This is a genomic window from Streptococcus pseudopneumoniae (genome assembly GCF_001076775.1).
Lineage (GTDB): Bacteria > Bacillota > Bacilli > Lactobacillales > Streptococcaceae > Streptococcus > Streptococcus pseudopneumoniae_G.
Window position 1 is genome coordinate 1 of record NZ_JVGV01000015.1, and the last position, 25515, is coordinate 25515.

Consider the following 25515-nt stretch of genomic DNA (forward strand, 5'->3'; position numbering starts at 1 on the left):
GGGATTCGAACCCGTGTTACCGCCGTGAAAAGGCGGTGTCTTAACCCCTTGACCAACGGACCTTCTATCTGTAGCAGATATAACCATTATATCAATTTCTTACTAATTGTCAATCACTTTTTAGATTTTTTCTCTAGAATATCTTTCAATTTTCTAATTTTTAACCTTGAAATAGGACAGCGATGGTCTTCATAGAAAACAACTTCTAGATTCTTTCGGTCAATTTCTCTAATATTGCCTATATTTACCAAAAATGACTTATGAGGAGAATAAAATCTCTGAGTATGTTTGTCCTTTTCCTGAATATCTGTCATGGTACCATAAAATTCTTTGGCAAAATTCTTACCAATAATGCGCAATTTATGAGAAACTCCTGTCGTTTCAATATACAGAATGTCATGATAAGGAATTTTTAAATCATTTCCCTTATAATTGTAGTCAAAATAATCTACCACATCTTCATTTTCAAGTAACATACTCTTCGTGTAGAAGATATTTTGCTCAATTCTCTTCTTAAATAACTCATCATTGATATCCTTATCAACAAAATCTAGGGCTGATACCTGGTATTTATAGGTTAGAGTCGCAAACTCTGATCGACTGGTGATAAAGACGATAATAGCGTAAGGATTGTAATGACGAATGAGCTGAGCCACTTCAAATCCCTTTTTCTCAATTCCATGAATATCAATATCTAGAAAATAAAGCTGGTTTACTTCATCATTTTCGATATATTCCTTAAACTCACGAACTTTTCCCGTTGTCTTGTATGATATTGGAATATTCGATTCTTTCGAAATTTCATCCAATATTCTCTCTAGTCTCACTTGATGTTCAATAACATCTTCTAAAATTAAAACTTTCATTCAAATTCCCTCTTAAATCTAATGATTTGTCTAAATGTACTGCCTTCCATCTCTGTTTCTAAAATAATGTTGTTGTACTTATCCAGTAGTTCTTTCACATTATTTAATCCTACTCCGCGATTTCTTCCCTTAGTAGAGAATCCTAAAGCAAATAGATCTCCTGAAGGAGTCATCGTCATTTTACATGAATTCTGAATCACAATCACTGTTTCAGTTTCCATCTTAATAACTGCTACTTCCATCTGCTTTTTATAACTATCAGCCGATCCTTCGACAGCATTGTTCAATAAAACACTCATAATACGAACTAAATCCAGAAGGTCTATTGGTAGTCTAGTAATTATATCTTTTACTTCCAGTGTAAACTCTACACCGTTATTTCGAGCATAGACAATTGACTGAGCAACCAAACTTCGTAAAGCTGAATCTTCTATGTTGTTCAAATCAAAGTAAGTGTACTTATCTGAGCGCAGTTTGTGATTGGCTTTAACCAAAACTTCGTTGTAAACTCTGTCAATTTCCTGTAAATTACCACTGTCAATTGCCATCTGCATACTGACAAGCATCCCAGCATAATCATGTCGAAAACCACGAATTTCATTATACAAACCGACAATTTCATCTGTGTAGTTTTGTAAATGTTTCTGTTCAAATTTCTTCTGCTTCAAAGCAATCTCTTTCTCCATTTGATCTTTATGTGAATTCATTGCAAAAAAGGTTAAAAGGAGAGAAATAAAGACGATAGATGATAAAATACTTCCAAAACTATTCAAATGTTTAATCGTACTTACCATATCTGAAACGAAAGATACAATATGGAGCAGTAGCAAAGCAAAAAATACTTTTGTCAAGAAAGGATAGAGGTAGTCTTTATCAAAATAGTTTAGATCCAAATGGAAATAATGAATGATTTTTAAGATAACGACATAAGTCAACACCGTTACAAGGAAAAAGAATGGTTCATAATATTGTAAAACAAAATTGTCTCCTGTTAGAGAGGATAAAGTTACGGACAAAAAGTTATGAGTGCTCTCATATAAAAGAGATAGTAGTAAACTTAGGAATAGTCCTCTATCCCTCTCATACTGTTTAATCCATCGAAAATAGGAATATAATACCAAAGGAAATAAAAATTTTACAATCCCTAAGTCATCTAAATGTAGAAGATATGATGGAAAATCAAGTACTATTTCTGTTAGTAATATATAAGCACTAAAAACGTATAGTTCTTTTCTATTTATTTGACCTTTACAAATTAAACGGTAACTGTGACTAATAATTAAAAAATAAACAATAACTAACCCAACTCCAAATAAATTCATTACTCTTTCCCCTTATTTCATTACTTTTTTCGTGGGAAAATAAAATCAAAGCGGATTTTTGGAAGTCTACTTTCCCCACCTTGAATCTCCTGCAAGTCTTTTTCCTTCAAGGCTACAAACTGTTCCAATTTAACTGTGTTTTTCATAATAAAATCTCCTTAAATGTTTTTTTCTTGTAAGCTAACTTACAAAAACTATTATACAAAATGGAATTTCGTTTTAGATAAAATTCTCTCAACTGTCATTTTTTTCTCCCCAAGTGTACTTTTTTAAGAAAAAAGCCGGGAAAATTCCCAGCTTTGCTACTATATTGATCCCAGCAGGATTCGAACCTGCGACCGTTCGCTTAGAAGGCGAATGCTCTATCCAGCTGAGCTATGAGACCTAATATAGCTATTCTACCAAAAATTCAATTGAAAGTCAATTTTCTATTTATGATAGGGCGAGCCCTGCTGTATTGTAAAAGCCCGATAGATTTGTTCAACAAGGACTAGTCTCATTAACTGATGGGGCAAGGTTAAACGGCCAAAACTAACAGAGAGATTGGCTCTCTTTTTTACATCCTGTGCTAATCCCAGACTCCCTCCAATAATAAATGTAAGAGTAGAAAATCCTTTTATAGAAGCTTCTTCTAGCTGCTTACTAAATTCTTCTGAGGAGAAAGTTCTCCCTTCGATAGCCAACACAATCACGAAATCACGGTCACCAACTTTTGATAAAATTCTCTTACCTTCTATTCCTAAAATCTTTTGATTTTCTGATTCACTGGCCCTATCTGGTGTTTTTTCATCTGCTAGCTCAATCATTTCAAGCTTAGCAAATCGAGAAATTCGTTTTAAATACTCTGCAATACCATCTTTCAAATACTTTTCTTTCAGTTTCCCAACTGTTACAACTTTAATTTTCATGACTCTATTCTAACATATTCTCTATTTTTTCACATCTTATTCACAAAACAAAAGGTTAATTTTAGCCGAGAAAACCACAGATTTTTGAAAGTTATCCACAATCTGTGAAAAACTTTTTGTGTTTAAGTTATAATTAAGCTAGTCAGTTTATACTTTCAGTAATTCAAAAATATGGAGGCAAATATGAAACATTTAAAAACATTTTACAAAAAAGGGTTTCAATTATTAGTCGTTATCGTCATTAGCTTTATTAGTGGAGCCTTGGGTAGCTTTTCAATAAACCAACTAACTCAAAAAAGTACTGTAAGTACCTCTAACAACAATAGTACTATTACACAGACTGCCTATAAGAATGAAAATTCAACAACACAGGCTGTTAACAAAGTAAAAGATGCTGTTGTTTCAGTTATTACTTATTCAGCAAACAGACAAAATAGCGTATTTGGTAATGATGATACTGACACAGATTCTCAGCAAATCTCTAGTGAAGGATCTGGGGTTATTTATAAAAAGAATGACAAAGAAGCTTACATCGTCACCAATAATCACGTTATAAATGGCGCCAGCAAAGTAGATATTCGTTTGTCAGATGGAACTAAAGTACCCGGAGAAATTGTCGGAGCGGACACTTTCTCTGATATTGCTGTCGTCAAAATCTCTTCAGAAAAAGTGACAACAGTAGCTGAGTTTGGTGATTCTAGCAAGTTAACCGTAGGAGAAACTGCCATTGCTATTGGTAGCCCATTGGGTTCTGAATATGCAAATACTGTCACTCAGGGTATTGTATCTAGTCTTAATCGAAATGTATCTTTAAAATCTGAAGATGGACAAGCCATTTCTACAAAAGCCATCCAAACTGATACTGCTATTAACCCAGGTAACTCTGGTGGCCCACTAATCAATATTCAAGGACAGGTTATCGGAATTACCTCAAGTAAAATTGCCACAAATGGAGGAACATCTGTAGAAGGTCTTGGTTTTGCAATCCCTGCAAATGATGCTATCAATATTATTGAACAGTTAGAAAAGAACGGAAAAGTGACTCGTCCAGCTTTGGGCATCCAAATGGTCAATCTCTCAAATATTAATACAAGTGATCTTAGAAGACTGAATATTCCAAGCAATGTAACATCTGGTGTAGTTGTTCGTTCTGTGCAAAGTAATATGCCTGCCAATGGTCACCTTGAAAAATACGATGTTATTACAAAAGTAGATGACAAGGAGATTGCTTCATCAACAGATTTACAAAGTGCTCTTTACAATCATTCTATCGGAGACACCATTAAGATAACTTACTATCGTAACAGTAAAGAAGAAACTACATCTATTAAACTTGACAAGAGTTCAGGTGATTTAGAATCTTAATTGACATCTATTTAAAGAAAGCTTTACATAAGAGAAAAGATGTGTTAGTGTAGAATCATGGAAAAATTTGAAATGATTTCTATCACGGATATACAAAAAAATCCCTATCAACCTCGAAAAGAATTTGATGGAGAAAAACTACATGAACTAGCACAGTCTATCAAAGAAAATGGGGTCATTCAACCGATTATTGTTCGTCAATCTCCTGTTATTGGTTATGAAATCCTTGCAGGAGAGAGACGCTATCGGGCTTCACTTTTAGCTGGTCTAACGTCTATCCCAGCTGTTGTTAAACAGCTTTCAGATCAAGAAATGATGGTCCAGTCCATCATTGAAAATTTGCAAAGAGAAAATTTAAATCCAATAGAAGAAGCACGCGCCTATGAATCTCTTGTAGAGAAAGGATTTACCCATGCTGAAATTGCAGATAAAATGGGGAAGTCTCGTCCTTATATCAGCAACTCCATTCGCTTGCTGTCCTTGTCAGAACAGATCCTTTCAGAAGTAGAAAATGGCAAACTATCACAAGCCCATGCGCGTTCTCTAGTTGGGTTAAATAAGGAACAACAAGACTATTTCTTTCAACGGATTATATGTGAAGACATTTCTGTAAGGAAATTAGAATCTCTTCTGACAGAGAAAAAACAAAAGAAACTTCAAAAAACGAATCATTTCATACAAAATGAAAAAGAACAGTTAAAAAAACTACTCGGATTAGATGTAGAAATCAAACTGTCTAAAAAAGACAGTGGAAAAATCATTATTTCTTTTTCAAATCAAGAAGAATACAGTAGAATTATCAACAGCCTGAAATAAGGCTGTTCTTTTATTTTTTTATCTCACAAGGTTATCCACTATTTTTTTCAAAAAAAAGCTTCATAAATCAACAGTTTCTGATTTTATCCCCAACCTGTGGATAAAACTTGATAACATTGTGGATTATTTTTCACAGCTTGTGGAAAATTCTTGCTATCTATGGTAAAATAAATCTAGCATTAAACTTTTAAATAGTAAAGGAGGAGAAAGGATTGAAAGAAAAACAATTTTGGAATCGTATATTAGAATTTGCACAAGAAAGACTAACTCGTTCCATGTATGATTTCTATGCTATTCAAGCTGAACTCATTAAGGTAGAAGAAAATGTTGCCACTATATTTTTACCACGATCTGAAATGGAAATGGTCTGGGAAAAACAACTAAAAGATATCATTGTAGTAGCTGGTTTTGAGATTTATGATGCTGAGATAACTCCCCACTATATTTTCATCAAACCTCAAGATACTACTGTCTCACAAGTTGAAGAAGCTCCAAATTCAACTCTTTATGACTATAGTCCAAAGTTAGCATCTATTCCTTATTCGGATACTGGATTAAAAGAAAAATATACCTTTGATAATTTTATTCAAGGGGATGGGAATGTTTGGGCAGTATCAGCCGCTTTGGCTGTTTCTGAAGATTTAGCCTTGACCTATAATCCTCTTTTTATCTATGGAGGACCTGGCCTTGGTAAGACTCACTTACTCAATGCAATTGGGAATGAGATTTTGAAAAATATTCCTGATGCGCGTGTTAAGTACATTCCTGCTGAAAGCTTTATAAACGACTTTCTTGAACATCTGAGACTGGGTGAAATGGATAAGTTCAAAAAAACCTACCGTAGCCTCGATCTCTTGTTAATTGATGATATTCAATCGCTGAGTGGAAAAAAAGTTGCAACTCAGGAAGAATTTTTCAATACTTTCAATGTTCTCCATAACAATCAAAAACAAATTGTTCTGACTAGTGATCGTAGCCCTAAACACTTAGAGGGCCTTGAAGAAAGACTTGTCACGCGCTTTAGCTGGGGCTTGACGCAAAACATCACACCACCTGACTTTGAGACACGTATTGCCATTTTACAAAGCAAAACAGAGAATTTAGACTACCATTTCCAAAGTGATACCCTAGAATACCTAGCTGGTCAATTTGATTCAAACGTCCGAGAACTTGAAGGAGCAATAAACGACATCACTTTAATTGCCAGAGTGAAGAAGATTAAGGATATCACTATCGATATCGCTGCAGAAGCTATTAGAGCTCGAAAACAAGATGTTAGCCAAATCCTCGTCATTCCAATTGATAAAATCCAAACTGAAGTAGGGAACTTCTATGGTGTTAGTGTCAAAGAAATGAAGGGAAGCAGACGCCTTCAAAATATTGTTTTGGCCCGTCAAGTAGCCATGTATTTATCTAGAGAATTAACAGATAATAGTCTTCCAAAAATTGGGAAGGAATTTGGTGGAAAAGATCACACAACAGTCATACATGCCCATGCCAAAATTAAATCTTTGATTGATGAAGACGATAATTTACGTTTAGAAATTGAATCCATCAAAAAGAAAATTAAATAACTTGTGGATAACTTTTACTTTATTATCTTTTTTATCCACATTTTTTAAACAAGCCAAAAAACTTGATATGACTTGTTTAAAGTCTGTTTTCCACAGATTTCACAGACCCTATTATTACTATTATCCTTCTAATACTAAAAATAAATAAAGGAGAATCCATGATTCATTTTTCAATTAATAAAAATTTATTTCTACAAGCCTTAAATACTACTAAGAGAGCTATTAGCTCTAAAAATGCCATTCCTATTTTATCAACCGTCAAAATTGACGTAACCAATGAAGGTGTTACTTTAATTGGTTCAAATGGTCAAATTTCAATTGAAAATTTTATTTCTCAAAAAAATGAAGATGCTGGTTTGTTAATTACTTCTTTAGGTTCGATCCTTCTTGAAGCTTCTTTCTTCATCAATGTGGTATCTAGTCTACCTGATGTGACTCTTGATTTTAAAGAAATTGAACAAAACCAAATTGTTTTAACTAGTGGCAAATCAGAAATTACCCTAAAAGGAAAAGATAGCGAGCAATATCCACGAATCCAAGAAATTTCAGCAAGCACTCCTTTGGTTCTTGAAACAAAATTACTTAAGAAAATTATCAATGAAACAGCTTTTGCTGCAAGTACACAAGAAAGTCGTCCAATTTTAACAGGTGTTCATTTTGTATTGAGCCAACACAAAGAGTTAAAAACAGTTGCAACAGACTCTCATCGTCTAAGCCAGAAAAAATTGACTCTTGAAAAAAATAGTGATGATTTTGATGTCGTGATTCCTAGCCGTTCTCTACGCGAATTTTCAGCAGTATTTACAGACGATATTGAAACTGTAGAGATTTTCTTTGCCAACAATCAAATCCTCTTTAGAAGCGAAAATATTAGCTTCTATACTCGTTTGTTAGAAGGTAACTATCCTGATACAGATCGCTTGATTCCGACAGACTTTAACACTACTATTACTTTTGATGTGGTAAACTTACGTCAGTCAATGGAGCGTGCTCGCCTTTTATCAAGTGCGACTCAAAATGGTACTGTGAAGCTTGAAATTAAAGGTGGTATTGTTAGCGCCCATGTTCATTCTCCAGAAGTTGGTAAAGTAAACGAAGAAATCGATACTGATCAGGTGACTGGTGAAGATTTGACTATTAGTTTCAACCCAACTTACTTGATTGATTCTCTTAAGGCTTTAAATAGCGAAAAGGTGACCATTAGCTTTATCTCAGCTGTTCGTCCATTTACTCTTGTGCCAGCAGACACTGATGAAGACTTCATGCAGCTCATTACACCAGTTCGTACAAATTAAGTGAAAGAGGTTGAGCCTGGCTCGCCTCTTTTATGATATAATCTAAAAAGAGAAGGAGAGTAGTATGTATCAAGTTGGAAATTTTGTTGAAATGAAAAAACCACATGCTTGCACCATCAAGTCAACAGGTAAAAAGGCCAATCGTTGGGAAATTACACGTGTAGGAGCAGATATCAAAATTAAATGTAGCAATTGTGACCATGTTGTCATGATGGGGCGCTATGATTTTGATCGAAAAATGAATAAAATTATTGACTGAAACCCCTCAGTTAGAGGGTTAGCAAGTTTTCCCTTTTTGTGTTATAATATTAGGGATTGAAATGAAAACGGAGAATGAGAAAATATGGCTTTAACAGCAGGTATCGTTGGTTTGCCAAACGTTGGTAAATCAACACTATTTAATGCAATTACAAAAGCAGGAGCAGAGGCTGCAAACTATCCATTTGCGACGATTGATCCAAACGTTGGAATGGTTGAGGTTCCAGATGAACGCCTACAAAAATTGACTGAAATGATCACTCCTAAAAAGACAGTTCCAACAACATTTGAATTTACAGATATCGCAGGAATTGTAAAAGGAGCTTCAAAAGGAGAAGGGCTAGGGAATAAATTCTTGGCTAATATCCGTGAAGTAGACGCGATTGTTCACGTAGTTCGTGCTTTTGATGATGAAAATGTGATGCGCGAGCAAGGACGTGAAGATGCTTTTGTGGATCCACTTGCAGATATTGATACTATTAACCTGGAGTTGATTCTTGCTGACTTAGAATCAGTTAATAAGCGTTATGCGCGTGTAGAAAAGATGGCACGTACGCAAAAAGATAAAGAATCAGTAGCTGAGTTTAATGTTCTTCAAAAGATTAAACCAGTCCTAGAAGATGGAAAATCAGCTCGAACTATTGAATTTACAGATGAAGAACAAAAAGTTGTCAAAGGTCTCTTCCTTTTGACGACTAAACCAGTGCTCTATGTTGCCAATGTGGATGAGGATGTTGTTTCAGAACCTGACTCTATCGACTATGTTAAACAAATTCGTGAATTCGCAGCGACAGAAAATGCTGAAGTAGTCGTTATTTCTGCGCGTGCTGAGGAAGAAATTTCTGAGTTAGACGAAGAAGATAAGCAAGAGTTTCTTGAAGCACTTGGTTTGACAGAGTCAGGCGTTGACAAGTTGACTCGTGCAGCTTACCACTTACTTGGATTGGGAACTTACTTCACAGCTGGTGAAAAAGAAGTTCGCGCTTGGACCTTTAAACGTGGTATGAAGGCTCCTCAAGCAGCTGGTATTATCCACTCAGACTTTGAAAAAGGATTTATTCGTGCAGTAACCATGTCATATGAGGATCTAGTGAAATATGGATCTGAAAAGGCTGTAAAAGAAGCTGGGCGCTTGCGTGAAGAAGGAAAAGAATATATCGTTCAAGATGGCGATATCATGGAATTCCGCTTTAATGTCTAATAATATTTAACAAATAGTGTCAATTAGGTTGGAAAAAAATTCCAACCCTTTTGGCTTTTGAAAGGAAAAATAAATGACCAAATTACTTGTAGGATTAGGAAATCCAGGAGATAAATATTTTGAGACCAAACACAATGTTGGATTTATGTTGATTGACCAACTAGCGAAGAAACAGAATGTCACTTTTACACACGATAAGATATTTCAAGCTGACCTAGCATCCTTTTTCCTAAATGGAGAAAAAATTTATCTTGTCAAACCAACGACATTTATGAATGAAAGTGGAAAAGCGGTTCATGCTTTATTGACTTATTATGGTTTGGATATTGAAGATTTACTCATCATTTACGATGACCTTGACATGGAAGTTGGGAAAATTCGTTTAAGAGCAAAAGGTTCAGCAGGTGGTCATAATGGTATCAAGTCTATTATTCAACATATTGGAACCCAAACCTTTAATCGTGTTAAAATTGGAATCGGAAGACCTAAAAATGGCATGTCAGTTGTTCACCATGTTTTGAGTACTTTTGACAAGGATGATTATATTGGTATTTTACAGTCTATTGACAAAGTTGACGATTCTGTAAACTACTATTTACAAGAGAAAAACTTTGAAAAAACGATGCAGAGGTATAACGGATAAATGGTGACCTTATTAGATTTATTCTCAGAAAATGATCAGATAAAAAAATGGCATCAAAATCTGACAGATAAGAAAAGACAATTAATCTTAGGCTTGTCAACTTCTACAAAAACTTTAGCAATTGCTAGCAGTTTGAGACAGGAAGATAAGATTGTGTTATTGACGTCAACTTATGGAGAAGCCGAAGGACTTGTTAGTGATCTTATATCTATCTTGGGTGAGGAACTTGTCTATCCATTTTTGGTAGATGACTCCCCTATGGTCGAGTTTTTGATGTCTTCACAAGAAAAAATCATTTCACGGGTTGAAGCCTTGCGTTTTTTGACTGATTCATCTAAGAAAGGGATTTTAGTTTGTAATATTGCAGCAAGTCGATTGATTTTACCGTCTCCAAATGTATTCAAAGATAGTATTGTAAAAATCTCAGTTGGTGAAGAATATGATCAACACGCGCTTATCCATCAGTTAAAGGAAATAGGCTATCGAAAAGTCACTCAAGTACAAACTCAGGGCGAATTTAGTCTGCGAGGAGATATTTTAGATATTTTTGAAATATCCCAGTTAGAACCTTACCGAATTGAGTTTTTTGGTGATGAAGTCGATGGTATTAGGTCATTTGAAGTCGAAACACAATTATCGAAAGAAAATCAGACAGAACTCACTATTTTTCCAGCTAGTGACATGCTTTTGAGAGAAAAGGATTATCAACGAGGTCAGTCAGCTTTAGAAAAACAAATTTCAAAAACTTTATCACCGATTTTGAAATCCTATCTAGAAGAAATTCTTTCAAGTTTTCACCAAAAACAAATACATTCAGATTCACGGAAGTTTTTATCTTTGTGTTATGACAAGACATGGACTGTTTTTGACTATATTGAAAAAGATACCCCAATATTCTTTGATGATTATCAAAAATTAATGAATCAGTATGAAGTCTTTGAAAGAGAACTAGCACAATACTTTACAGAAGAATTACAGAACAGTAGAGCATTTTCTGAGATGCAGTATTTTGCAGATACAGAGCAAATCTATAAAAAACAGAGTCCGGTTACCTTTTTCTCTAATCTGCAAAAGGGTTTAGGCAATCTCAAGTTTGACCAAATTTATCAATTTAATCAATATCCTATGCAGGAGTTTTTTAATCAATTTTCTTTTCTAAAAGAAGAAATTGAGCGATACAAAAAAATGGATTATACTATTATCCTGCAGTCTAGCAATTCAATGGGAAGTAAAACATTGGAGGATGTTTTAGAGGAATACCAGATTAAATTGGATTCCATAGATAAGTCAAGTATTTGTAAAGAATCTGTAAACTTAATCGAGGGTAATCTCAGACATGGTTTTCATTTTGTAGATGAAAAGGTTTTATTGATAACTGAACATGAGATTTTTCAAAAGAAATTGAAACGTCGTTTTCGAAGACAACATGTTTCAAACGCAGAGAGATTAAAAGATTACAATGAACTTGAAAAAGGAGATTACGTTGTTCACCATATCCATGGAATTGGTCAATATCTAGGGATTGAAACAATTGAAATCAAAGGGATTCACCGTGATTATGTTAGTGTTCAATACCAAAATGGGGATCAAATCTCTATCCCAGTGGAACAGATTCATCTACTTTCCAAATACGTTTCAAGTGACGGTAAAGCACCTAAACTCAATAAATTAAATGACGGTCATTTCAAAAAAGCAAAGCAAAAAGTTAAGAACCAGGTAGAGGATATAGCTGACGATTTAATCAAACTTTATTCTGAGCGTAGTCAGTTGAAGGGTTTTGCTTTTTCAGCTGATGATGAAGATCAATATGCTTTTGATGATGCCTTCCCTTATGTTGAAACGGATGATCAACTTCGTAGTGTTGAGGAAATCAAGAGAGATATGCAGGCTTCTCAACCAATGGATCGACTTTTAGTTGGGGATGTTGGTTTTGGAAAGACTGAAGTTGCTATGCGTGCAGCCTTTAAGGCAGTCAATGATCACAAACAGGTTGTCGTTCTAGTTCCGACGACAGTTTTAGCGCAACAGCACTATACGAATTTTAAGGAACGATTCCAAAATTTTGCAGTTAATATTGATGTGTTGAGTCGCTTTAGAAGTAAAAAAGAGCAGACTGAAACACTTGAAAAATTGAAAAACGGTCAAGTTGATATTTTGATTGGAACACATCGTGTTTTGTCAAAAGATGTTGTATTTGCTGATTTGGGCTTGATGATTATTGATGAGGAACAGCGATTTGGTGTCAAGCATAAGGAAACCTTGAAAGAACTGAAAAAACAAGTAGATGTCCTGACCTTGACAGCAACGCCAATTCCTCGTACCCTTCACATGTCTATGCTGGGAATCAGAGATTTGTCTGTTATTGAAACTCCGCCGACTAATCGCTATCCTGTTCAGACCTATGTTTTGGAAAAAAATGATAGTGTCATTCGTGATGCTGTTTTGCGTGAAATGGAGCGTGGAGGTCAAGTTTACTATCTTTACAATAAAGTTGACACGATTGATCAGAAGGTTTCCGAATTACAGGAGTTGATTCCAGAGGCTTCGATTGGGTATGTTCATGGGCAAATGAGTGAGATTCAGTTAGAAAATACTCTATTAGATTTTATTGAGGGGCAATACGATATCTTGGTGACGACTACTATTATTGAGACAGGGGTGGACATTCCAAATGCCAACACTTTGTTTATTGAAAATGCGGACCATATGGGCTTGTCAACCTTGTATCAGTTAAGAGGAAGAGTCGGTCGTAGTAATCGTATTGCTTATGCCTATCTCATGTATCGTCCAGAAAAATCAATCAGTGAAGTCTCCGAGAAGAGATTAGAAGCGATTAAAGGATTTACAGAATTGGGCTCTGGATTTAAGATTGCAATGCGAGATCTTTCGATTCGTGGAGCAGGAAATCTTTTAGGGAAATCCCAGTCTGGTTTCATTGATTCTGTTGGTTTTGAATTGTATTCGCAGTTATTGGAGGAAGCTATTGCTAAACGACATGGTAATGGGAAAACAAGAACCAAAGGAAATACCGAATTGATTTTACAAATTGATGCCTATCTTCCTGACACTTATATCTCTGATCAACGACATAAGATTGAAATTTATAAAAAAATTCGTCAAATTGACAATCGTGTCAATTATGAGGAATTACAAGAAGAGCTGATGGACCGTTTTGGAGAATACCCAGATGTGGTTGCTTATCTTTTAGAGATTGGTTTAGTCAAGTCATATTTGGATAAGGTATTTGTAGAACGTGTGGAAAGAAAAGACAATAAGATTACAGTTCAATTTGAAAAAATCACTCAACGACTGTTTTTGGCTCAAGATTATTTTAAAGCTTTATCCGCAACGAACTTAAAAGCAGCCATAGCTGAGAATAAGGGATTAATGGAAGTTGTATTTGATGTTCGAAACAAGAAGGACTATGAAATTTTAGAAGGTCTGCTCATTTTTGGAGAAAGTTTATTAGAGATAAAAGTGTCGAAAGAAGGCAATTCCCTTTAACATTTTTCTTCTATAAAGTAGATAAAAATGATACAATAATAATTTGAGGTAATAAAAATGAGATTAGACAAATATTTAAAAGTATCACGAATTATCAAGCGTCGTACAGTCGCAAAAGAAGTAGCAGATAAAGGTAGGATCAAGGTAAATGGAATCTTGGCAAAAAGTTCAACGGATTTGAAAGTTAATGACCAAGTTGAAATTCGTTTTGGAAATAAGTTGCTACTTGTAAAAGTACTGGAGATGAAAGATAGTACAAAAAAAGAAGATGCAGCAGGCATGTATGAAATTATCAGTGAAACACGGGTAGAAGAAAATGTCTAAAAATATCGTACAATTGAATAATTCTTTTATTCAAAATGAACACCAACGTCGTCGCTATCTGATGAAAGAACGACAAAAACGTAATCGTTTCATGGGTTGGGTTCTGATTTTGATGATTTTATTGTTCATTTTACCAACTTATAATCTTGCTCAAAGTTATCACCAATTACTCCAAAGACGTCAACAGTTATCAGACTTGCAAACTCAGTATCAAACCTTGAGTGAGGAAAAGGAGAAAGAGACAGCTTTTGCTACAAAGTTGAAAGATGAAGATTACGCTGCTAAATACATGCGTGCAAAATATTATTATTCTAAGAATCGGGAAGCTGTTTATACGGTTCCTGACTTGCTTCCAAGGTGATAAAATGGAAAATTTATTAGATGTCATTGAGCAATTTTTGAGTTTATCTGATGAAAAGCTGGAAGAGTTAGTTGATAAAAATCAATTATTGCGTTTACAAGAAGAAAAGGAAAGGAAGAATGCGTAAATTCTTAATTATTTTGTTGCTACCTAGTTTTTTGACCATTTCAAAAGTCGTTAGCACAGAAAAAGAAGTCGTCTATACTTCGAAAGAAATTTATTACCTTTCACAATCTGACTTTGGTATTTATTTTAGAGAAAAGCTAAGTTTTCCTATGGTTTATGGAGAAGTTCCTGTTTATGCGAATGAAGATTTAGTAGTAGAATCTGGAAAATTGACTCCAAAAACAAGTTTTCAAATAACCGAGTGGCGTTTAAATAAACAAGGAATTCCAGTATTTAAGTTATCCAACCATCAATTTATTGCTGCAGACAAACGATTGTTATATGATCAGTCAGAGGTAACTCCAACAATAAAAAAAGTATGGTTAGAATCTGATTTTAAACTGTATAACAGTCCTTATGATTTAAAAGAAGTGAAATCATCCTTATCAGCTTATTCTCAGGTATCAATCGATAAGACCATGTTTGTAGAAGGAAGAGAATTTCTACATATTGATCAGACTGGATGGGTAGCTAAAGAATCAACTTCTGAAGAAGATAATCGGATGAGTAAAGTCCAAGAAATGTTATCGGAAAAATATCAGAAGGATTCATTTTCTATTTATGTTAAGCAACTGACTACTGAAAAAGAAGCTGGTATCAATCAAGATGAAAAGATGTATGCAGCTAGTGTTTTGAAACTCCCTTATCTTTATTATACGCAAGAAAAAATAAATGAAGGTCTTTATCAGTTAGATACGACTGTAAAATACGTATCTGCAGTCAATGATTTTCCGGGTTCTTATAAACCAGAGGGAAGTGGTAGTCTTCCTAAAAAAGAGGATAATAAAGAGTATTCTCTAAAGGATTTAATTTCGAAAGTATCAAAAGAATCTGATAATGTAGCTCATAATTTATTGGGATATTACATTTCAAACCAATCTGATGACACATTTAAATCCAAGATGTCTGCTATTATGGGAGATGATTGGGATTCAAAAGAAAAATTGATTTCTTCTAAAATGGCTGGGAAAGTTATGGAAGCTGTTTATAATCAAAATGGATTTGTATTGGATTCTTTGACTAAAACAGATTTTGATAATGAGAGAATTGCCAAAGGTGTTTCTGTTAAAGTAGCTCATAAAATTGGAGATGCGGATGAATTTAAGCATGATACAGGTGTTGTCTATGCAGATTCTCCATTTATTCTTTCTATTTTCACTAAAAATTCTGATTATGATACGATTTCTAAGATAGCCAAGGATGTTTATGAGGTTCTAAAATGAGGAAACAAGATTTTTTAAATCATTTTCTCAAGAAGGGATATTTCAAAAAGCATGCTAAGGTGATGCTAGCTCTTTCTGGTGGATTAGATTCTATGTTTCTATTTAAGGTGTTATCTACGTATCAAAAAGAGTTAGAAATTGAATTGATTCTAGCTCATGTGAATCATAAGCAGAGAGTAGAATCAGATTGGGAAGAACAGGAATTAAGGAAGTTAGCTGCTGAAGCAGAGCTTCCTATTTATATCAGCAATTTTTCAGGAGAATTTTCAGAAGCACGTGCTCGAGAGTTTCGTTATGATTTTTTTCAAGAGGTCATGAAAAAGACAGGTGCGACAGCTTTAGTCACTGCCCACCATGCTGATGATCAGGTGGAAACGATTTTAATGCGCTTGATTCGAGGAACTCGTTTGCGCTATCTATCAGGAATTAAGGAGAAGCAAGTAGTCGGAGAGATAGAAATCATTCGTCCCTTCTTGCATTTTCAGAAAAAAGACTTTCCACCAATTTTTCACTTTGAAGATACATCAAATCAGGAAAATCATTATTTTCGCAATCGTATTCGAAACTCTTATTTACCAGAATTAGAAAAAGAAAATCCTAGATTTAGAGATGCAATCTTAAGCATCGGCAATGAAATTTTAGATTATGACTTAGCTATAGCTGAATTATCAAAGAATATTGATGTAGAAAATTTAGATCAGCTATTGTCTTACTCTGAGTCGACACAAAGAGTTTTACTTCAAACTTATCTGAATCGTTTTCCAGATTTGAATCTTACAAAAGCTCAGTTTGAAGAAGTTAGAAAAATTTTAAAAACTAAAAGCCAGTATCGTCATCTGCTTAAAAATGGTTATGAATTAGTAAAAGAGTATCAACAGTTTCGGATTTGTAAAATCAGTCCTCAGTCTGATGAAAAGGAAGATGAACTTGTGTTACACTATCAAAATCAGGTATCTTACCAAGGTTATTTATTTTCCTTTGGACTTCCTTTAGAAGGTGAATTAATTCAGCAGGTACCTGTTTCACGGGAAACATCAATACACATTCGTCATCGAAAAACAGGAGATTTTTTGATTCAAAATGGGCATAGAAAAAAACTCAGACGTCTATTTATTGATTTGAAAATCCCTATGGAAAAGCGAAAATCAGCTCTGATTATTGAGCAATTTGGTGAAATTGTCTCAATTTTGGGAATTGCGACCAGTAATTTGAGTAAAAACACGAAAAATGATATAATGAACACTGTACTTTATATAGAAAAAATAGATAGGTAAAAAAATGTTAGAAAACGATATTAAAAAAATTCTCGTTTCACACGATGAAATTACAGAAGCTGCTAAAAAATTAGGTGCTCAATTAACCAAAGACTATGCAGGAAAAAATCCAATTTTAGTTGGGATTTTAAAAGGATCTATTCCTTTTATGGCTGAATTGGTTAAACATATCGACACACATATTGAAATGGACTTCATGATGGTTTCTAGCTACCATGGTGGAACAGCAAGTAGTGGTGTCATTAATATCAAGCAAGATGTGACTCAAGATATCAAAGGAAGACATGTTCTGTTTATAGAAGATATCATTGATACAGGTCAAACTTTGAAGAGTTTAAGAGATATGTTTAAAGCAAGAGAAGCTGCTTCTGTTAAAATTGCAACCTTGTTGGATAAACCAGAGGGACGTGTTGTAGAAATTGAGGCTGACTATACCTGCTTTACTATTCCAAATGAGTTTGTAGTAGGTTATGGTTTAGACTACAAAGAAAATTATCGTAACCTTCCTTATGTTGGAGTATTGAAAGAAGAAGTATATTCAAATTAGAAAGAACAATTTTTAATGAAAAAACAAAATAATGGTTTAATTAAAAATCCTTTTCTATGGTTATTACTTATTTTTTTCCTAGTTACAGCTTATCAGTATTTTAGTACAGGTAGTGTTGCAGGGAAAAGTGAGCAAATTAATTATACAGAATTGGTAAAAGAAATTACCGATGACAATGTAAAAGAATTGACTTACCAACCAAATGGCAGTGTTATCGAAGTTTCAGGTGTCTATAAAAATCCTAAAACAAGTAAAGAAGAAACAGGTATCCAGTTCTTTTCTCCTTCTGCTACAACAGTAGAGAAATTTTCAAGTATTATTCTTCCTTCAGATACTACAGTATCAGAATTGCAAAAACTTGCTTCTGACCATAAGGCGGAAGTAACTGTTAAGCATGAAAGTTCAAGTGGTATGTGGATTAATATTCTTGTATCTATTGTGCCATTCGGTATTCTATTCTTCTTCCTATTCTCTATGATGGGAAATATGGGAGGAAATAATAGCCGTAACCCAATGAGTTTTGGACGTAGTAAGGCTAAAGCCGCAAATAAAGAAGATATTAAAGTAAGATTTTCAGATGTTGCTGGAGCTGAGGAAGAAAAACAAGAACTAGTTGAAGTTGTTGAATTCTTAAAAGATCCAAAACGATTTACAAAACTTGGGGCCCGTATTCCAGCAGGTGTTCTGTTAGAGGGACCTCCGGGGACAGGTAAGACCTTGCTTGCTAAGGCAGTTGCTGGAGAAGCAGGTGTTCCATTCTTTAGTATCTCAGGATCGGACTTTGTAGAAATGTTTGTCGGAGTTGGAGCTAGTCGTGTTCGTTCTCTTTTTGAAGATGCTAAAAAAGCAGCACCAGCTATTATCTTTATCGATGAAATTGATGCTGTTGGACGTCAACGTGGAGTTGGTCTTGGCGGAGGAAATGATGAACGTGAACAAACCTTGAACCAACTTTTGATTGAGATGGATGGTTTTGAGGGAAATGAAGGGATTATCGTTATCGCTGCGACAAACCGTTCAGATGTACTTGATCCTGCCCTTTTGCGTCCAGGACGTTTTGATAGAAAAGTATTGGTTGGCCGTCCTGATGTTAAAGGTCGCGAAGCAATCTTGAAAGTTCATGCTAAGAACAAGCCTTTAGCAGAAGATGTTGATTTGAAATTAGTGGCTCAACAAACTCCAGGTTTTGTTGGTGCTGATTTAGAGAATGTATTGAATGAGGCGGCTCTAGTTGCTGTTCGTCGCAATAAATCGATAATTGATGCTTCAGATATTGATGAAGCAGAAGATAGAGTTATTGCTGGTCCTTCTAAGAAAGATAAGACAGTTTCACAAAAAGAACGTGAATTGGTTGCCTACCATGAGGCTGGACATACCATTGTTGGTTTAGTCTTGTCGAATGCTCGTGTTGTTCATAAAGTTACTATCGTACCACGTGGACGTGCCGGCGGATATATGATTGCACTTCCTAAGGAAGACCAAATGCTTCTTTCCAAAGAAGATATGAAAGAGCAATTGGCTGGCTTAATGGGTGGACGTGTAGCTGAAGAAATTATCTTTAATGTCCAAACTACAGGAGCTTCAAACGATTTTGAACAAGCGACACAAATGGCGCGTGCAATGGTTACAGAGTACGGTATGAGTGAAAAACTAGGTCCAGTTCAATATGAGGGCAATCATGCTATGTTTGGTGCACAGAGCCCTCAAAAATCAATCTCAGAACAAACAGCTTATGAAATTGACGAAGAGGTTCGTTCATTATTGAATGAAGCACGAAATAAAGCTGCTGAAATTATTCAGTCAAATCGTGAAACTCACAAGTTGATTGCAGAAGCATTATTGAAATACGAAACATTGGATAGTACACAAATTAAAGCTCTTTACGAAACAGGAAAGATGCCTGAAACCGTAGAAGAGGAATCTCATGCATTATCTTATGATGAAGTAAAGTCAAAAATGAATGATGAAATATAACCCTGAGAGAGGCGTGACCTCTCTTTTTTGTGCAGTTGAGACGGTAAAGGAGACAGAATAGGCGAAATGGTTCCAATTAAGTTCTTGATTTGTTAGACTGTATCTAGAAAGGGGAACGTTATGTTTAAAGAATTATATGAAGAAGTCCAGGGGATTGTATATAAGTGTAGAAATGAATATCATCTCCATTTATGGGAGCTATCAGATTGGGACCAAGAGGGAATGATTTGCTTACATGAATTGATTAGTAGAGAAGAAGGAATAGTAGAAGATATCCCACGCTTACGTAAATACTTCAAAACTAAATTCCGTAATCGGATCCTAGACTATATCCGTAAGCAGGAAAGCCAGAAGCGTAGATATGATAAAGAACCCTATGAAGAAGTAGGTGAGATTAGTCATCGTATCAGTGAGGGAGGTATGTGGCTAGATGAGTATTATCTCTTTCATGAGACACTAAGAGATTATAGAAACAAACAAAGTAAAGACAAACAAGAAGAGTTAGAACGCGTCTTAAGACATGAACGCTTCCGAGGGCGTCAAAGAGTATTGAGAGACTTACGTATTGTGTTTAAGGAGTTTGATATCCGTACTCATTAGGGAGTCATACAAAAAAACATAAAAAGTTTAAAAAAGTTGTTGACAAGTCAGAAAAAGTCTGTATAATAGTAAGAGTTGAAAATAACAGCTCAGGTCCGTTGGTCAAGGGGTTAAGACACCGCCTTTTCACGGCGGTAACACGGGTTCGAATCCCGTACGGACTATGGTATGTTGCGGTTGAGGCACTTGATGAAAAAAGATTAAAAAAGTTTCAAAAAAGTGTTGACAAGCGAAAGCGACTGTGATATACTAATATAGTTGTCACTTGAGAGAAGCAAGTGACAAAGACCTTTGAAAACTGAACAAGACGAACCAATGTGCAGGGCACTATAACTAAGGTTATAGTACTGAACAATGAAAAAACAATAAATCTGTCAGTGACAGAAATGAGTGAGAACTCAAACTTTTAATGAGAGTTTGATCCTGGCTCAGGACGAACGCTGGCGGCGTGCCTAATACATGCAAGTAGAACGCTGAAGGAGGAGCTTGCTCTTCTGGATGAGTTGCGAACGGGTGAGTAACGCGTAGGTAACCTGCCTGGTAGCGGGGGATAACTATTGGAAACGATAGCTAATACCGCATAAGAGTAGATGTTGCATGACATTTGCTTAAAAGGTGCAATTGCATCACTACCAGATGGACCTGCGTTGTATTAGCTAGTTGGTGGGGTAACGGCTCACCAAGGCGACGATACATAGCCGACCTGAGAGGGTGATCGGCCACACTGGGACTGAGACACGGCCCAGACTCCTACGGGAGGCAGCAGTAGGGAATCTTCGGCAATGGACGGAAGTCTGACCGAGCAACGCCGCGTGAGTGAAGAAGGTTTTCGGATCGTAAAGCTCTGTTGTAAGAGAAGAACGAGTGTGAGAGTGGAAAGTTCACACTGTGACGGTATCTTACCAGAAAGGGACGGCTAACTACGTGCCAGCAGCCGCGGTAATACGTAGGTCCCGAGCGTTGTCCGGATTTATTGGGCGTAAAGCGAGCGCAGGCGGTTAGATAAGTCTGAAGTTAAAGGCTGTGGCTTAACCATAGTACGCTTTGGAAACTGTTTAACTTGAGTGCAAGAGGGGAGAGTGGAATTCCATGTGTAGCGGTGAAATGCGTAGATATATGGAGGAACACCGGTGGCGAAAGCGGCTCTCTGGCTTGTAACTGACGCTGAGGCTCGAAAGCGTGGGGAGCAAACAGGATTAGATACCCTGGTAGTCCACGCCGTAAACGATGAGTGCTAGGTGTTAGACCCTTTCCGGGGTTTAGTGCCGTAGCTAACGCATTAAGCACTCCGCCTGGGGAGTACGACCGCAAGGTTGAAACTCAAAGGAATTGACGGGGGCCCGCACAAGCGGTGGAGCATGTGGTTTAATTCGAAGCAACGCGAAGAACCTTACCAGGTCTTGACATCCCTCTGACCGCTCTAGAGATAGAGTTTTCCTTCGGGACAGAGGTGACAGGTGGTGCATGGTTGTCGTCAGCTCGTGTCGTGAGATGTTGGGTTAAGTCCCGCAACGAGCGCAACCCCTATTGTTAGTTGCCATCATTCAGTTGGGCACTCTAGCGAGACTGCCGGTAATAAACCGGAGGAAGGTGGGGATGACGTCAAATCATCATGCCCCTTATGACCTGGGCTACACACGTGCTACAATGGCTGGTACAACGAGTCGCAAGCCGGTGACGGCAAGCTAATCTCTTAAAGCCAGTCTCAGTTCGGATTGTAGGCTGCAACTCGCCTACATGAAGTCGGAATCGCTAGTAATCGCGGATCAGCACGCCGCGGTGAATACGTTCCCGGGCCTTGTACACACCGCCCGTCACACCACGAGAGTTTGTAACACCCGAAGTCGGTGAGGTAACCGTAAGGAGCCAGCCGCCTAAGGTGGGATAGATGATTGGGGTGAAGTCGTAACAAGGTAGCCGTATCGGAAGGTGCGGCTGGATCACCTCCTTTCTAAGGAAAAGGAACTGCGCATTGGTCTTGTTTAGTCTTGAGAGGTCTTGTGGGGCCTTAGCTCAGCTGGGAGAGCGCCTGCTTTGCACGCAGGAGGTCAGCGGTTCGATCCCGCTAGGCTCCATTGGTGAGAGATCACCAAGTAATGCACATTGAAAATTGAATATCTATATCAAATAGTAACAAGAAAATAAACCGAAAACGCTGTAGTATTAATAAGAGTTTATGACTGAAAGGTCAGAAAAATAAGGTTAAGTTAATAAGGGCGCACGGTGGATGCCTTGGCACTAGGAGCCGAAGAAGGACGTGACAAACGACGATATGCCTTGGGTAGCTGTAAGTAAGCGATGATCCAGGGATTTCCGAATGGGGGAACCCAACAGGTACTACCTGTTACCCGCATCTGTTAAGGATGTGAGGAGGAAGACGCAGTGAACTGAAACATCTAAGTAGCTGCAGGAAGAGAAAGCAAAAGCGATTGCCTTAGTAGCGGCGAGCGAAACGGCAGGAGGGCAAACCGAAGAGTTTACTCTTCGGGGTTGTAGGACTGCAATGTGGACTCAAAGATTATAGAAGAATGATTTGGGAAGATCAGCCAAAGAGAGTAATAGCCTCGTATTTAAAATAGTCTTTGTACCTAGCAGTATCCTGAGTACGGCGGGACACGTGAAATCCCGTCGGAATCTGGGAGGACCATCTCCCAACCCTAAATACTCCCTAGTGACCGATAGTGAACCAGTACCGTGAGGGAAAGGTGAAAAGCACCCCGGGAGGGGAGTGAAATAGAACCTGAAACCGTGTGCCTACAACAAGTTCGAGCCCGTTAATGGGTGAGAGCGTGCCTTTTGTAGAATGAACCGGCGAGTTACGTTATGATGCGAGGTTAAGTTGAAGAGACGGAGCCGTAGGGAAACCGAGTCTGAATAGGGCGAATTAGTATTATGACGTAGACCCGAAACCATGTGACCTACCCATGAGCAGGTTGAAGGTGCGGTAAGACGCACTGGAGGACCGAACCAGGGCACGTTGAAAAGTGCTTGGATGACTTGTGGGTAGCGGAGAAATTCCAAACGAACTTGGAGATAGCTGGTTCTCTCCGAAATAGCTTTAGGGCTAGCGTCGACATTAGAGATTCTTGGAGGTAGAGCACTGTTTGGGTGAGGGGTCCATCCCGGATTACCAATCTCAGATAAACTCCGAATGCCAATGAATTATGGTCGGCAGTCAGACTGCGAGTGCTAAGATCCGTAGTCGAAAGGGAAACAGCCCAGACCACCAGCTAAGGTCCCAAAATAATTGTTAAGTGGAAAAGGATGTGGGGTTGCACAGACAACTAGGATGTTAGCTTAGAAGCAGCTATTCATTCAAAGAGTGCGTAATAGCTCACTAGTCGAGTGACCCTGCGCCGAAAATGTACCGGGGCTAAAACAATTTACCGAAGCTGTGGATACCTTTATAGGTATGGTAGGAGAGCGTTCTATGTGTGATGAAGGTATACCGTGAGGAGTGCTGGAACGCATAGAAGTGAGAATGCCGGTATGAGTAGCGAAAGACAGGTGAGAATCCTGTCCACCGTAAGACTAAGGTTTCCAGGGGAAGGCTCGTCCGCCCTGGGTTAGTCGGGACCTAAGGAGAGACCGAAAGGTGTATCCGATGGACAACAGGTTGATATTCCTGTACTAGAGTATGTAGTGATGGAGGGACGCAGTAGGCTAACTAAAGCAGACGATTGGAAGTGTCTGTCTAAGCAGTGAGGTGTGATATGAGTCAAACGCTTATATCTATAACATTGAGCTGTGATGGGGAGCGAAGTTTAGTAGCGAAGTTAGTGACGTCACACTGCCAAGAAAAGCTTCTAGCGTTTAAACATACTCTACCCGTACCGCAAACCGACACAGGTAGTCGAGGCGAGTAGCCTCAGGTGAGCGAGAGAACTCTCGTTAAGGAACTCGGCAAAATGACCCCGTAACTTCGGGAGAAGGGGTGCTGACTTTAAGTCAGCCGCAGTGAATAGGCCCAAGCAACTGTTTATCAAAAACACAGCTCTCTGCTAAATCGTAAGATGATGTATAGGGGGTGACGCCTGCCCGGTGCTGGAAGGTTAAGAGGAGTGCTTAGCGCAAGCGAAGGTATGAATTGAAGCCCCAGTAAACGGCGGCCGTAACTATAACGGTCCTAAGGTAGCGAAATTCCTTGTCGGGTAAGTTCCGACCCGCACGAAAGGCGTAATGATTTGGGCACTGTCTCAACGAGAGACTCGGTGAAATTTTAGTACCTGTGAAGATGCAGGTTACCCGCGACAGGACGGAAAGACCCCATGGAGCTTTACTGCAGTTTGATATTGAGTGTCTGTACCACATGTACAGGATAGGTAGGAGTCTATGAGATCGGGACGCCAGTTTCGAAGGAGACGTTGTTGGGATACTACCCTTGTGTTATGGCCACTCTAACCCAGATAGGTGATCCCTATCGGAGACAGTGTCTGACGGGCAGTTTGACTGGGGCGGTCGCCTCCTAAAAGGTAACGGAGGCGCCCAAAGGTTCCCTCAGAATGGTTGGAAATCATTCGCAGAGTGTAAAGGTATAAGGGAGCTTGACTGCGAGAGCTACAACTCGAGCAGGGACGAAAGTCGGGCTTAGTGATCCGGTGGTTCCGTATGGAAGGGCCATCGCTCAACGGATAAAAGCTACCCTGGGGATAACAGGCTTATCTCCCCCAAGAGTTCACATCGACGGGGAGGTTTGGCACCTCGATGTCGGCTCGTCGCATCCTGGGGCTGTAGTCGGTCCCAAGGGTTGGGCTGTTCGCCCATTAAAGCGGCACGCGAGCTGGGTTCAGAACGTCGTGAGACAGTTCGGTCCCTATCCGTCGCGGGCGTAGGAAATTTGAGAGGATCTGCTCCTAGTACGAGAGGACCAGAGTGGACTTACCGCTGGTGTACCAGTTGTCTTGCCAAAGGCATCGCTGGGTAGCTATGTAGGGAAGGGATAAACGCTGAAAGCATCTAAGTGTGAAACCCACCTCAAGATGAGATTTCCCATGATTTTATATCAGTAAGAGCCCTGAGAGATGATCAGGTAGATAGGTTAGAAGTGGAAGTGTGGCGACACATGTAGCGGACTAATACTAATAGCTCGAGGACTTATCCAAAGTAACTGAGAATATGAAAGCGCAAGGTTTTCTTGATTTGAATAGATATTCAATTTTGAGTAGGTATTACTCAGAGTTAAGTGACGATAGCCTAGGAGATACACCTGTACCCATGCCGAACACAGAAGTTAAGCCCTAGAACGCCGGAAGTAGTTGGGGGTTGCCCCCTGTGAGATATGGAAGTCGCTTAGCT

General features: G+C 37.8%; 20 protein-coding genes, 3 tRNA genes and 3 rRNA genes. 21 read left to right on the forward strand and 5 right to left on the reverse strand.

Translation table 11 applies throughout. The annotated features are described in order from the left end of the window. Positions 1-113: 113 nt before the first annotated feature. The 5 genes from comE to rlmH all read right to left on the reverse strand — a co-directional run bounded on the left by comE (position 114) and on the right by rlmH (position 3096). Positions 114-866 (reverse strand): competence system response regulator transcription factor ComE, encoded by a 753-nt coding sequence (gene comE, locus ADJ60_RS03345; RefSeq protein WP_049543460.1) that lies wholly within the window; start codon positions 864-866, stop codon positions 114-116. Then, a complete protein-coding gene (comD, locus tag ADJ60_RS03350; RefSeq protein WP_001048129.1) occupies positions 863-2188 on the reverse strand; it encodes a competence system sensor histidine kinase ComD in 1326 nt (441 codons plus the stop codon). The genes comE and comD overlap by 4 nt, the downstream gene beginning before the upstream one ends. 20 nt (positions 2189-2208) lie before the next feature. Then, positions 2209-2334 carry a competence-stimulating peptide ComC gene (comC, locus tag ADJ60_RS03355; protein WP_000799685.1) on the reverse strand — a complete coding sequence of 42 codons (126 nt, stop codon included), beginning with the start codon at positions 2332-2334 and terminating at the stop codon, positions 2209-2211. 165 nt (positions 2335-2499) lie between these two features. Beyond that, positions 2500-2573: transfer RNA gene (locus tag ADJ60_RS03360), tRNA-Arg, on the reverse strand. 43 nt (positions 2574-2616) lie between these two features. After that, entirely contained in the window at positions 2617-3096 is a 480-nt protein-coding gene (gene rlmH / locus ADJ60_RS03365) for a 23S rRNA (pseudouridine(1915)-N(3))-methyltransferase RlmH (RefSeq protein ID WP_049543462.1), read from the reverse strand. 183 nt (positions 3097-3279) lie between these two features. Between rlmH and ADJ60_RS03370 the strand changes: the two genes are divergently transcribed. The 21 genes from ADJ60_RS03370 to rrf all read left to right on the forward strand — a co-directional run bounded on the left by ADJ60_RS03370 (position 3280) and on the right by rrf (position 25514). Next, entirely contained in the window at positions 3280-4461 is a 1182-nt protein-coding gene (locus ADJ60_RS03370) for a S1C family serine protease (RefSeq protein ID WP_049543464.1), read from the forward strand. Positions 4462-4518: 57 nt separating this feature from the next. Next, positions 4519-5277 (forward strand): ParB/RepB/Spo0J family partition protein, encoded by a 759-nt coding sequence (locus ADJ60_RS03375; protein WP_049543465.1) that lies wholly within the window; start codon positions 4519-4521, stop codon positions 5275-5277. A gap of 212 nt (positions 5278-5489) precedes the next feature. After that, positions 5490-6851 (forward strand): chromosomal replication initiator protein DnaA, encoded by a 1362-nt coding sequence (gene dnaA / locus ADJ60_RS03380; protein WP_004255267.1) that lies wholly within the window; start codon positions 5490-5492, stop codon positions 6849-6851. Positions 6852-7009: 158 nt separating this feature from the next. Next, the gene (dnaN, locus tag ADJ60_RS03385) at positions 7010-8146 is read left to right on the forward strand and encodes a DNA polymerase III subunit beta (RefSeq protein ID WP_000581174.1); all 1137 of its coding nucleotides are present in this window, start codon (positions 7010-7012) and stop codon (positions 8144-8146) included. A 64-nt stretch (positions 8147-8210) separates the two neighbouring features. After that, positions 8211-8405 carry a DUF951 domain-containing protein gene (locus ADJ60_RS03390; protein WP_000285186.1) on the forward strand — a complete coding sequence of 65 codons (195 nt, stop codon included), beginning with the start codon at positions 8211-8213 and terminating at the stop codon, positions 8403-8405. A gap of 84 nt (positions 8406-8489) precedes the next feature. Then, positions 8490-9605: a redox-regulated ATPase YchF gene (gene ychF, locus ADJ60_RS03395; RefSeq protein ID WP_001218713.1), complete on the forward strand. Its 1116-nt coding sequence runs from the start codon at positions 8490-8492 to the stop codon at positions 9603-9605. A 73-nt stretch (positions 9606-9678) separates the two neighbouring features. After that, the gene (pth, locus tag ADJ60_RS03400; RefSeq protein WP_000163936.1) at positions 9679-10248 is read left to right on the forward strand and encodes an aminoacyl-tRNA hydrolase; all 570 of its coding nucleotides are present in this window, start codon (positions 9679-9681) and stop codon (positions 10246-10248) included. Continuing rightward, positions 10249-13752 (forward strand): transcription-repair coupling factor, encoded by a 3504-nt coding sequence (gene mfd / locus ADJ60_RS03405; RefSeq protein ID WP_049543467.1) that lies wholly within the window; start codon positions 10249-10251, stop codon positions 13750-13752. Between the two features lie 57 nt (positions 13753-13809). Further along, positions 13810-14076: an RNA-binding S4 domain-containing protein gene (locus ADJ60_RS03410; protein ID WP_001234978.1), complete on the forward strand. Its 267-nt coding sequence runs from the start codon at positions 13810-13812 to the stop codon at positions 14074-14076. Continuing rightward, the gene (locus ADJ60_RS03415; protein WP_049543468.1) at positions 14069-14437 is read left to right on the forward strand and encodes a septum formation initiator family protein; all 369 of its coding nucleotides are present in this window, start codon (positions 14069-14071) and stop codon (positions 14435-14437) included. The genes ADJ60_RS03410 and ADJ60_RS03415 overlap by 8 nt, the downstream gene beginning before the upstream one ends. Positions 14438-14441: 4 nt before the next feature. Continuing rightward, positions 14442-14564, forward strand: coding sequence for an SP_0009 family protein (locus ADJ60_RS11840; protein ID WP_049501883.1), 123 nt, complete (start codon positions 14442-14444; stop codon positions 14562-14564). Beyond that, positions 14557-15825 carry a serine hydrolase gene (locus tag ADJ60_RS03425; protein WP_049543470.1) on the forward strand — a complete coding sequence of 423 codons (1269 nt, stop codon included), beginning with the start codon at positions 14557-14559 and terminating at the stop codon, positions 15823-15825. Before ADJ60_RS11840 ends, ADJ60_RS03425 begins: the two co-directional genes overlap by 8 nt. Further along, a complete protein-coding gene (tilS, locus tag ADJ60_RS03430; RefSeq protein ID WP_049543472.1) occupies positions 15822-17099 on the forward strand; it encodes a tRNA lysidine(34) synthetase TilS in 1278 nt (425 codons plus the stop codon). The genes ADJ60_RS03425 and tilS overlap by 4 nt, the downstream gene beginning before the upstream one ends. A 4-nt stretch (positions 17100-17103) precedes the next feature. Beyond that, positions 17104-17646 (forward strand): hypoxanthine phosphoribosyltransferase, encoded by a 543-nt coding sequence (hpt, locus tag ADJ60_RS03435; RefSeq protein WP_049543473.1) that lies wholly within the window; start codon positions 17104-17106, stop codon positions 17644-17646. A gap of 15 nt (positions 17647-17661) precedes the next feature. After that, complete coding sequence (gene ftsH / locus ADJ60_RS03440) at positions 17662-19620, forward strand: ATP-dependent zinc metalloprotease FtsH (RefSeq protein WP_049543475.1); 1959 nt, start codon at positions 17662-17664, stop codon at positions 19618-19620. 120 nt (positions 19621-19740) lie between these two features. After that, positions 19741-20220 carry a sigma-70 family RNA polymerase sigma factor gene (locus ADJ60_RS03445; RefSeq protein ID WP_000471939.1) on the forward strand — a complete coding sequence of 160 codons (480 nt, stop codon included), beginning with the start codon at positions 19741-19743 and terminating at the stop codon, positions 20218-20220. Positions 20221-20312: 92 nt separating this feature from the next. Beyond that, positions 20313-20384: transfer RNA gene (locus tag ADJ60_RS03450), tRNA-Glu, on the forward strand. Positions 20385-20625: 241 nt separating this feature from the next. Beyond that, positions 20626-22171: ribosomal RNA gene (locus ADJ60_RS03455) — 16S ribosomal RNA — on the forward strand. Positions 22172-22222: 51 nt separating this feature from the next. Further along, positions 22223-22295 (forward strand) — tRNA-Ala (locus ADJ60_RS03460). A gap of 125 nt (positions 22296-22420) precedes the next feature. Continuing rightward, a 23S ribosomal RNA gene (locus ADJ60_RS03465) occupies positions 22421-25322 on the forward strand. A 76-nt stretch (positions 25323-25398) separates the two neighbouring features. Then, positions 25399-25514: ribosomal RNA gene (rrf, locus tag ADJ60_RS03470) — 5S ribosomal RNA — on the forward strand. Together the 16S, 23S and 5S rRNA genes with 2 tRNA genes alongside form the textbook arrangement of a ribosomal RNA operon. Position 25515 lies beyond the last annotated feature (1 nt).

Excerpts from the sequence above, each read along its gene's own strand:
- comE (WP_049543460.1), bottom strand. The coding sequence starts at position 866 with ATGAAAGTTTTAATTTTAGAAGATGTTATTGAACATCAAGTGAGACTA.
- comD (WP_001048129.1), bottom strand. The coding sequence starts at position 2,188 with ATGAATTTATTTGGAGTTGGGTTAGTTATTGTTTATTTTTTAATTATT.
- comC (WP_000799685.1), bottom strand. The coding sequence starts at position 2,334 with ATGAAAAACACAGTTAAATTGGAACAGTTTGTAGCCTTGAAGGAAAAA.
- rlmH (WP_049543462.1), bottom strand. The coding sequence starts at position 3,096 with ATGAAAATTAAAGTTGTAACAGTTGGGAAACTGAAAGAAAAGTATTTG.
- ADJ60_RS03370 (WP_049543464.1), top strand. The coding sequence starts at position 3,280 with ATGAAACATTTAAAAACATTTTACAAAAAAGGGTTTCAATTATTAGTC.
- ADJ60_RS03375 (WP_049543465.1), top strand. The coding sequence starts at position 4,519 with ATGGAAAAATTTGAAATGATTTCTATCACGGATATACAAAAAAATCCC.
- dnaN (WP_000581174.1), top strand. The coding sequence starts at position 7,010 with ATGATTCATTTTTCAATTAATAAAAATTTATTTCTACAAGCCTTAAAT.
- ADJ60_RS03390 (WP_000285186.1), top strand. The coding sequence starts at position 8,211 with ATGTATCAAGTTGGAAATTTTGTTGAAATGAAAAAACCACATGCTTGC.
- ychF (WP_001218713.1), top strand. The coding sequence starts at position 8,490 with ATGGCTTTAACAGCAGGTATCGTTGGTTTGCCAAACGTTGGTAAATCA.
- pth (WP_000163936.1), top strand. The coding sequence starts at position 9,679 with ATGACCAAATTACTTGTAGGATTAGGAAATCCAGGAGATAAATATTTT.
- mfd (WP_049543467.1), top strand. The coding sequence starts at position 10,249 with ATGGTGACCTTATTAGATTTATTCTCAGAAAATGATCAGATAAAAAAA.
- ADJ60_RS03410 (WP_001234978.1), top strand. The coding sequence starts at position 13,810 with ATGAGATTAGACAAATATTTAAAAGTATCACGAATTATCAAGCGTCGT.
- ADJ60_RS03415 (WP_049543468.1), top strand. The coding sequence starts at position 14,069 with ATGTCTAAAAATATCGTACAATTGAATAATTCTTTTATTCAAAATGAA.
- ADJ60_RS11840 (WP_049501883.1), top strand. The coding sequence starts at position 14,442 with ATGGAAAATTTATTAGATGTCATTGAGCAATTTTTGAGTTTATCTGAT.
- ADJ60_RS03425 (WP_049543470.1), top strand. The coding sequence starts at position 14,557 with ATGCGTAAATTCTTAATTATTTTGTTGCTACCTAGTTTTTTGACCATT.
- tilS (WP_049543472.1), top strand. The coding sequence starts at position 15,822 with ATGAGGAAACAAGATTTTTTAAATCATTTTCTCAAGAAGGGATATTTC.
- hpt (WP_049543473.1), top strand. The coding sequence starts at position 17,104 with ATGTTAGAAAACGATATTAAAAAAATTCTCGTTTCACACGATGAAATT.
- ftsH (WP_049543475.1), top strand. The coding sequence starts at position 17,662 with ATGAAAAAACAAAATAATGGTTTAATTAAAAATCCTTTTCTATGGTTA.
- ADJ60_RS03445 (WP_000471939.1), top strand. The coding sequence starts at position 19,741 with ATGTTTAAAGAATTATATGAAGAAGTCCAGGGGATTGTATATAAGTGT.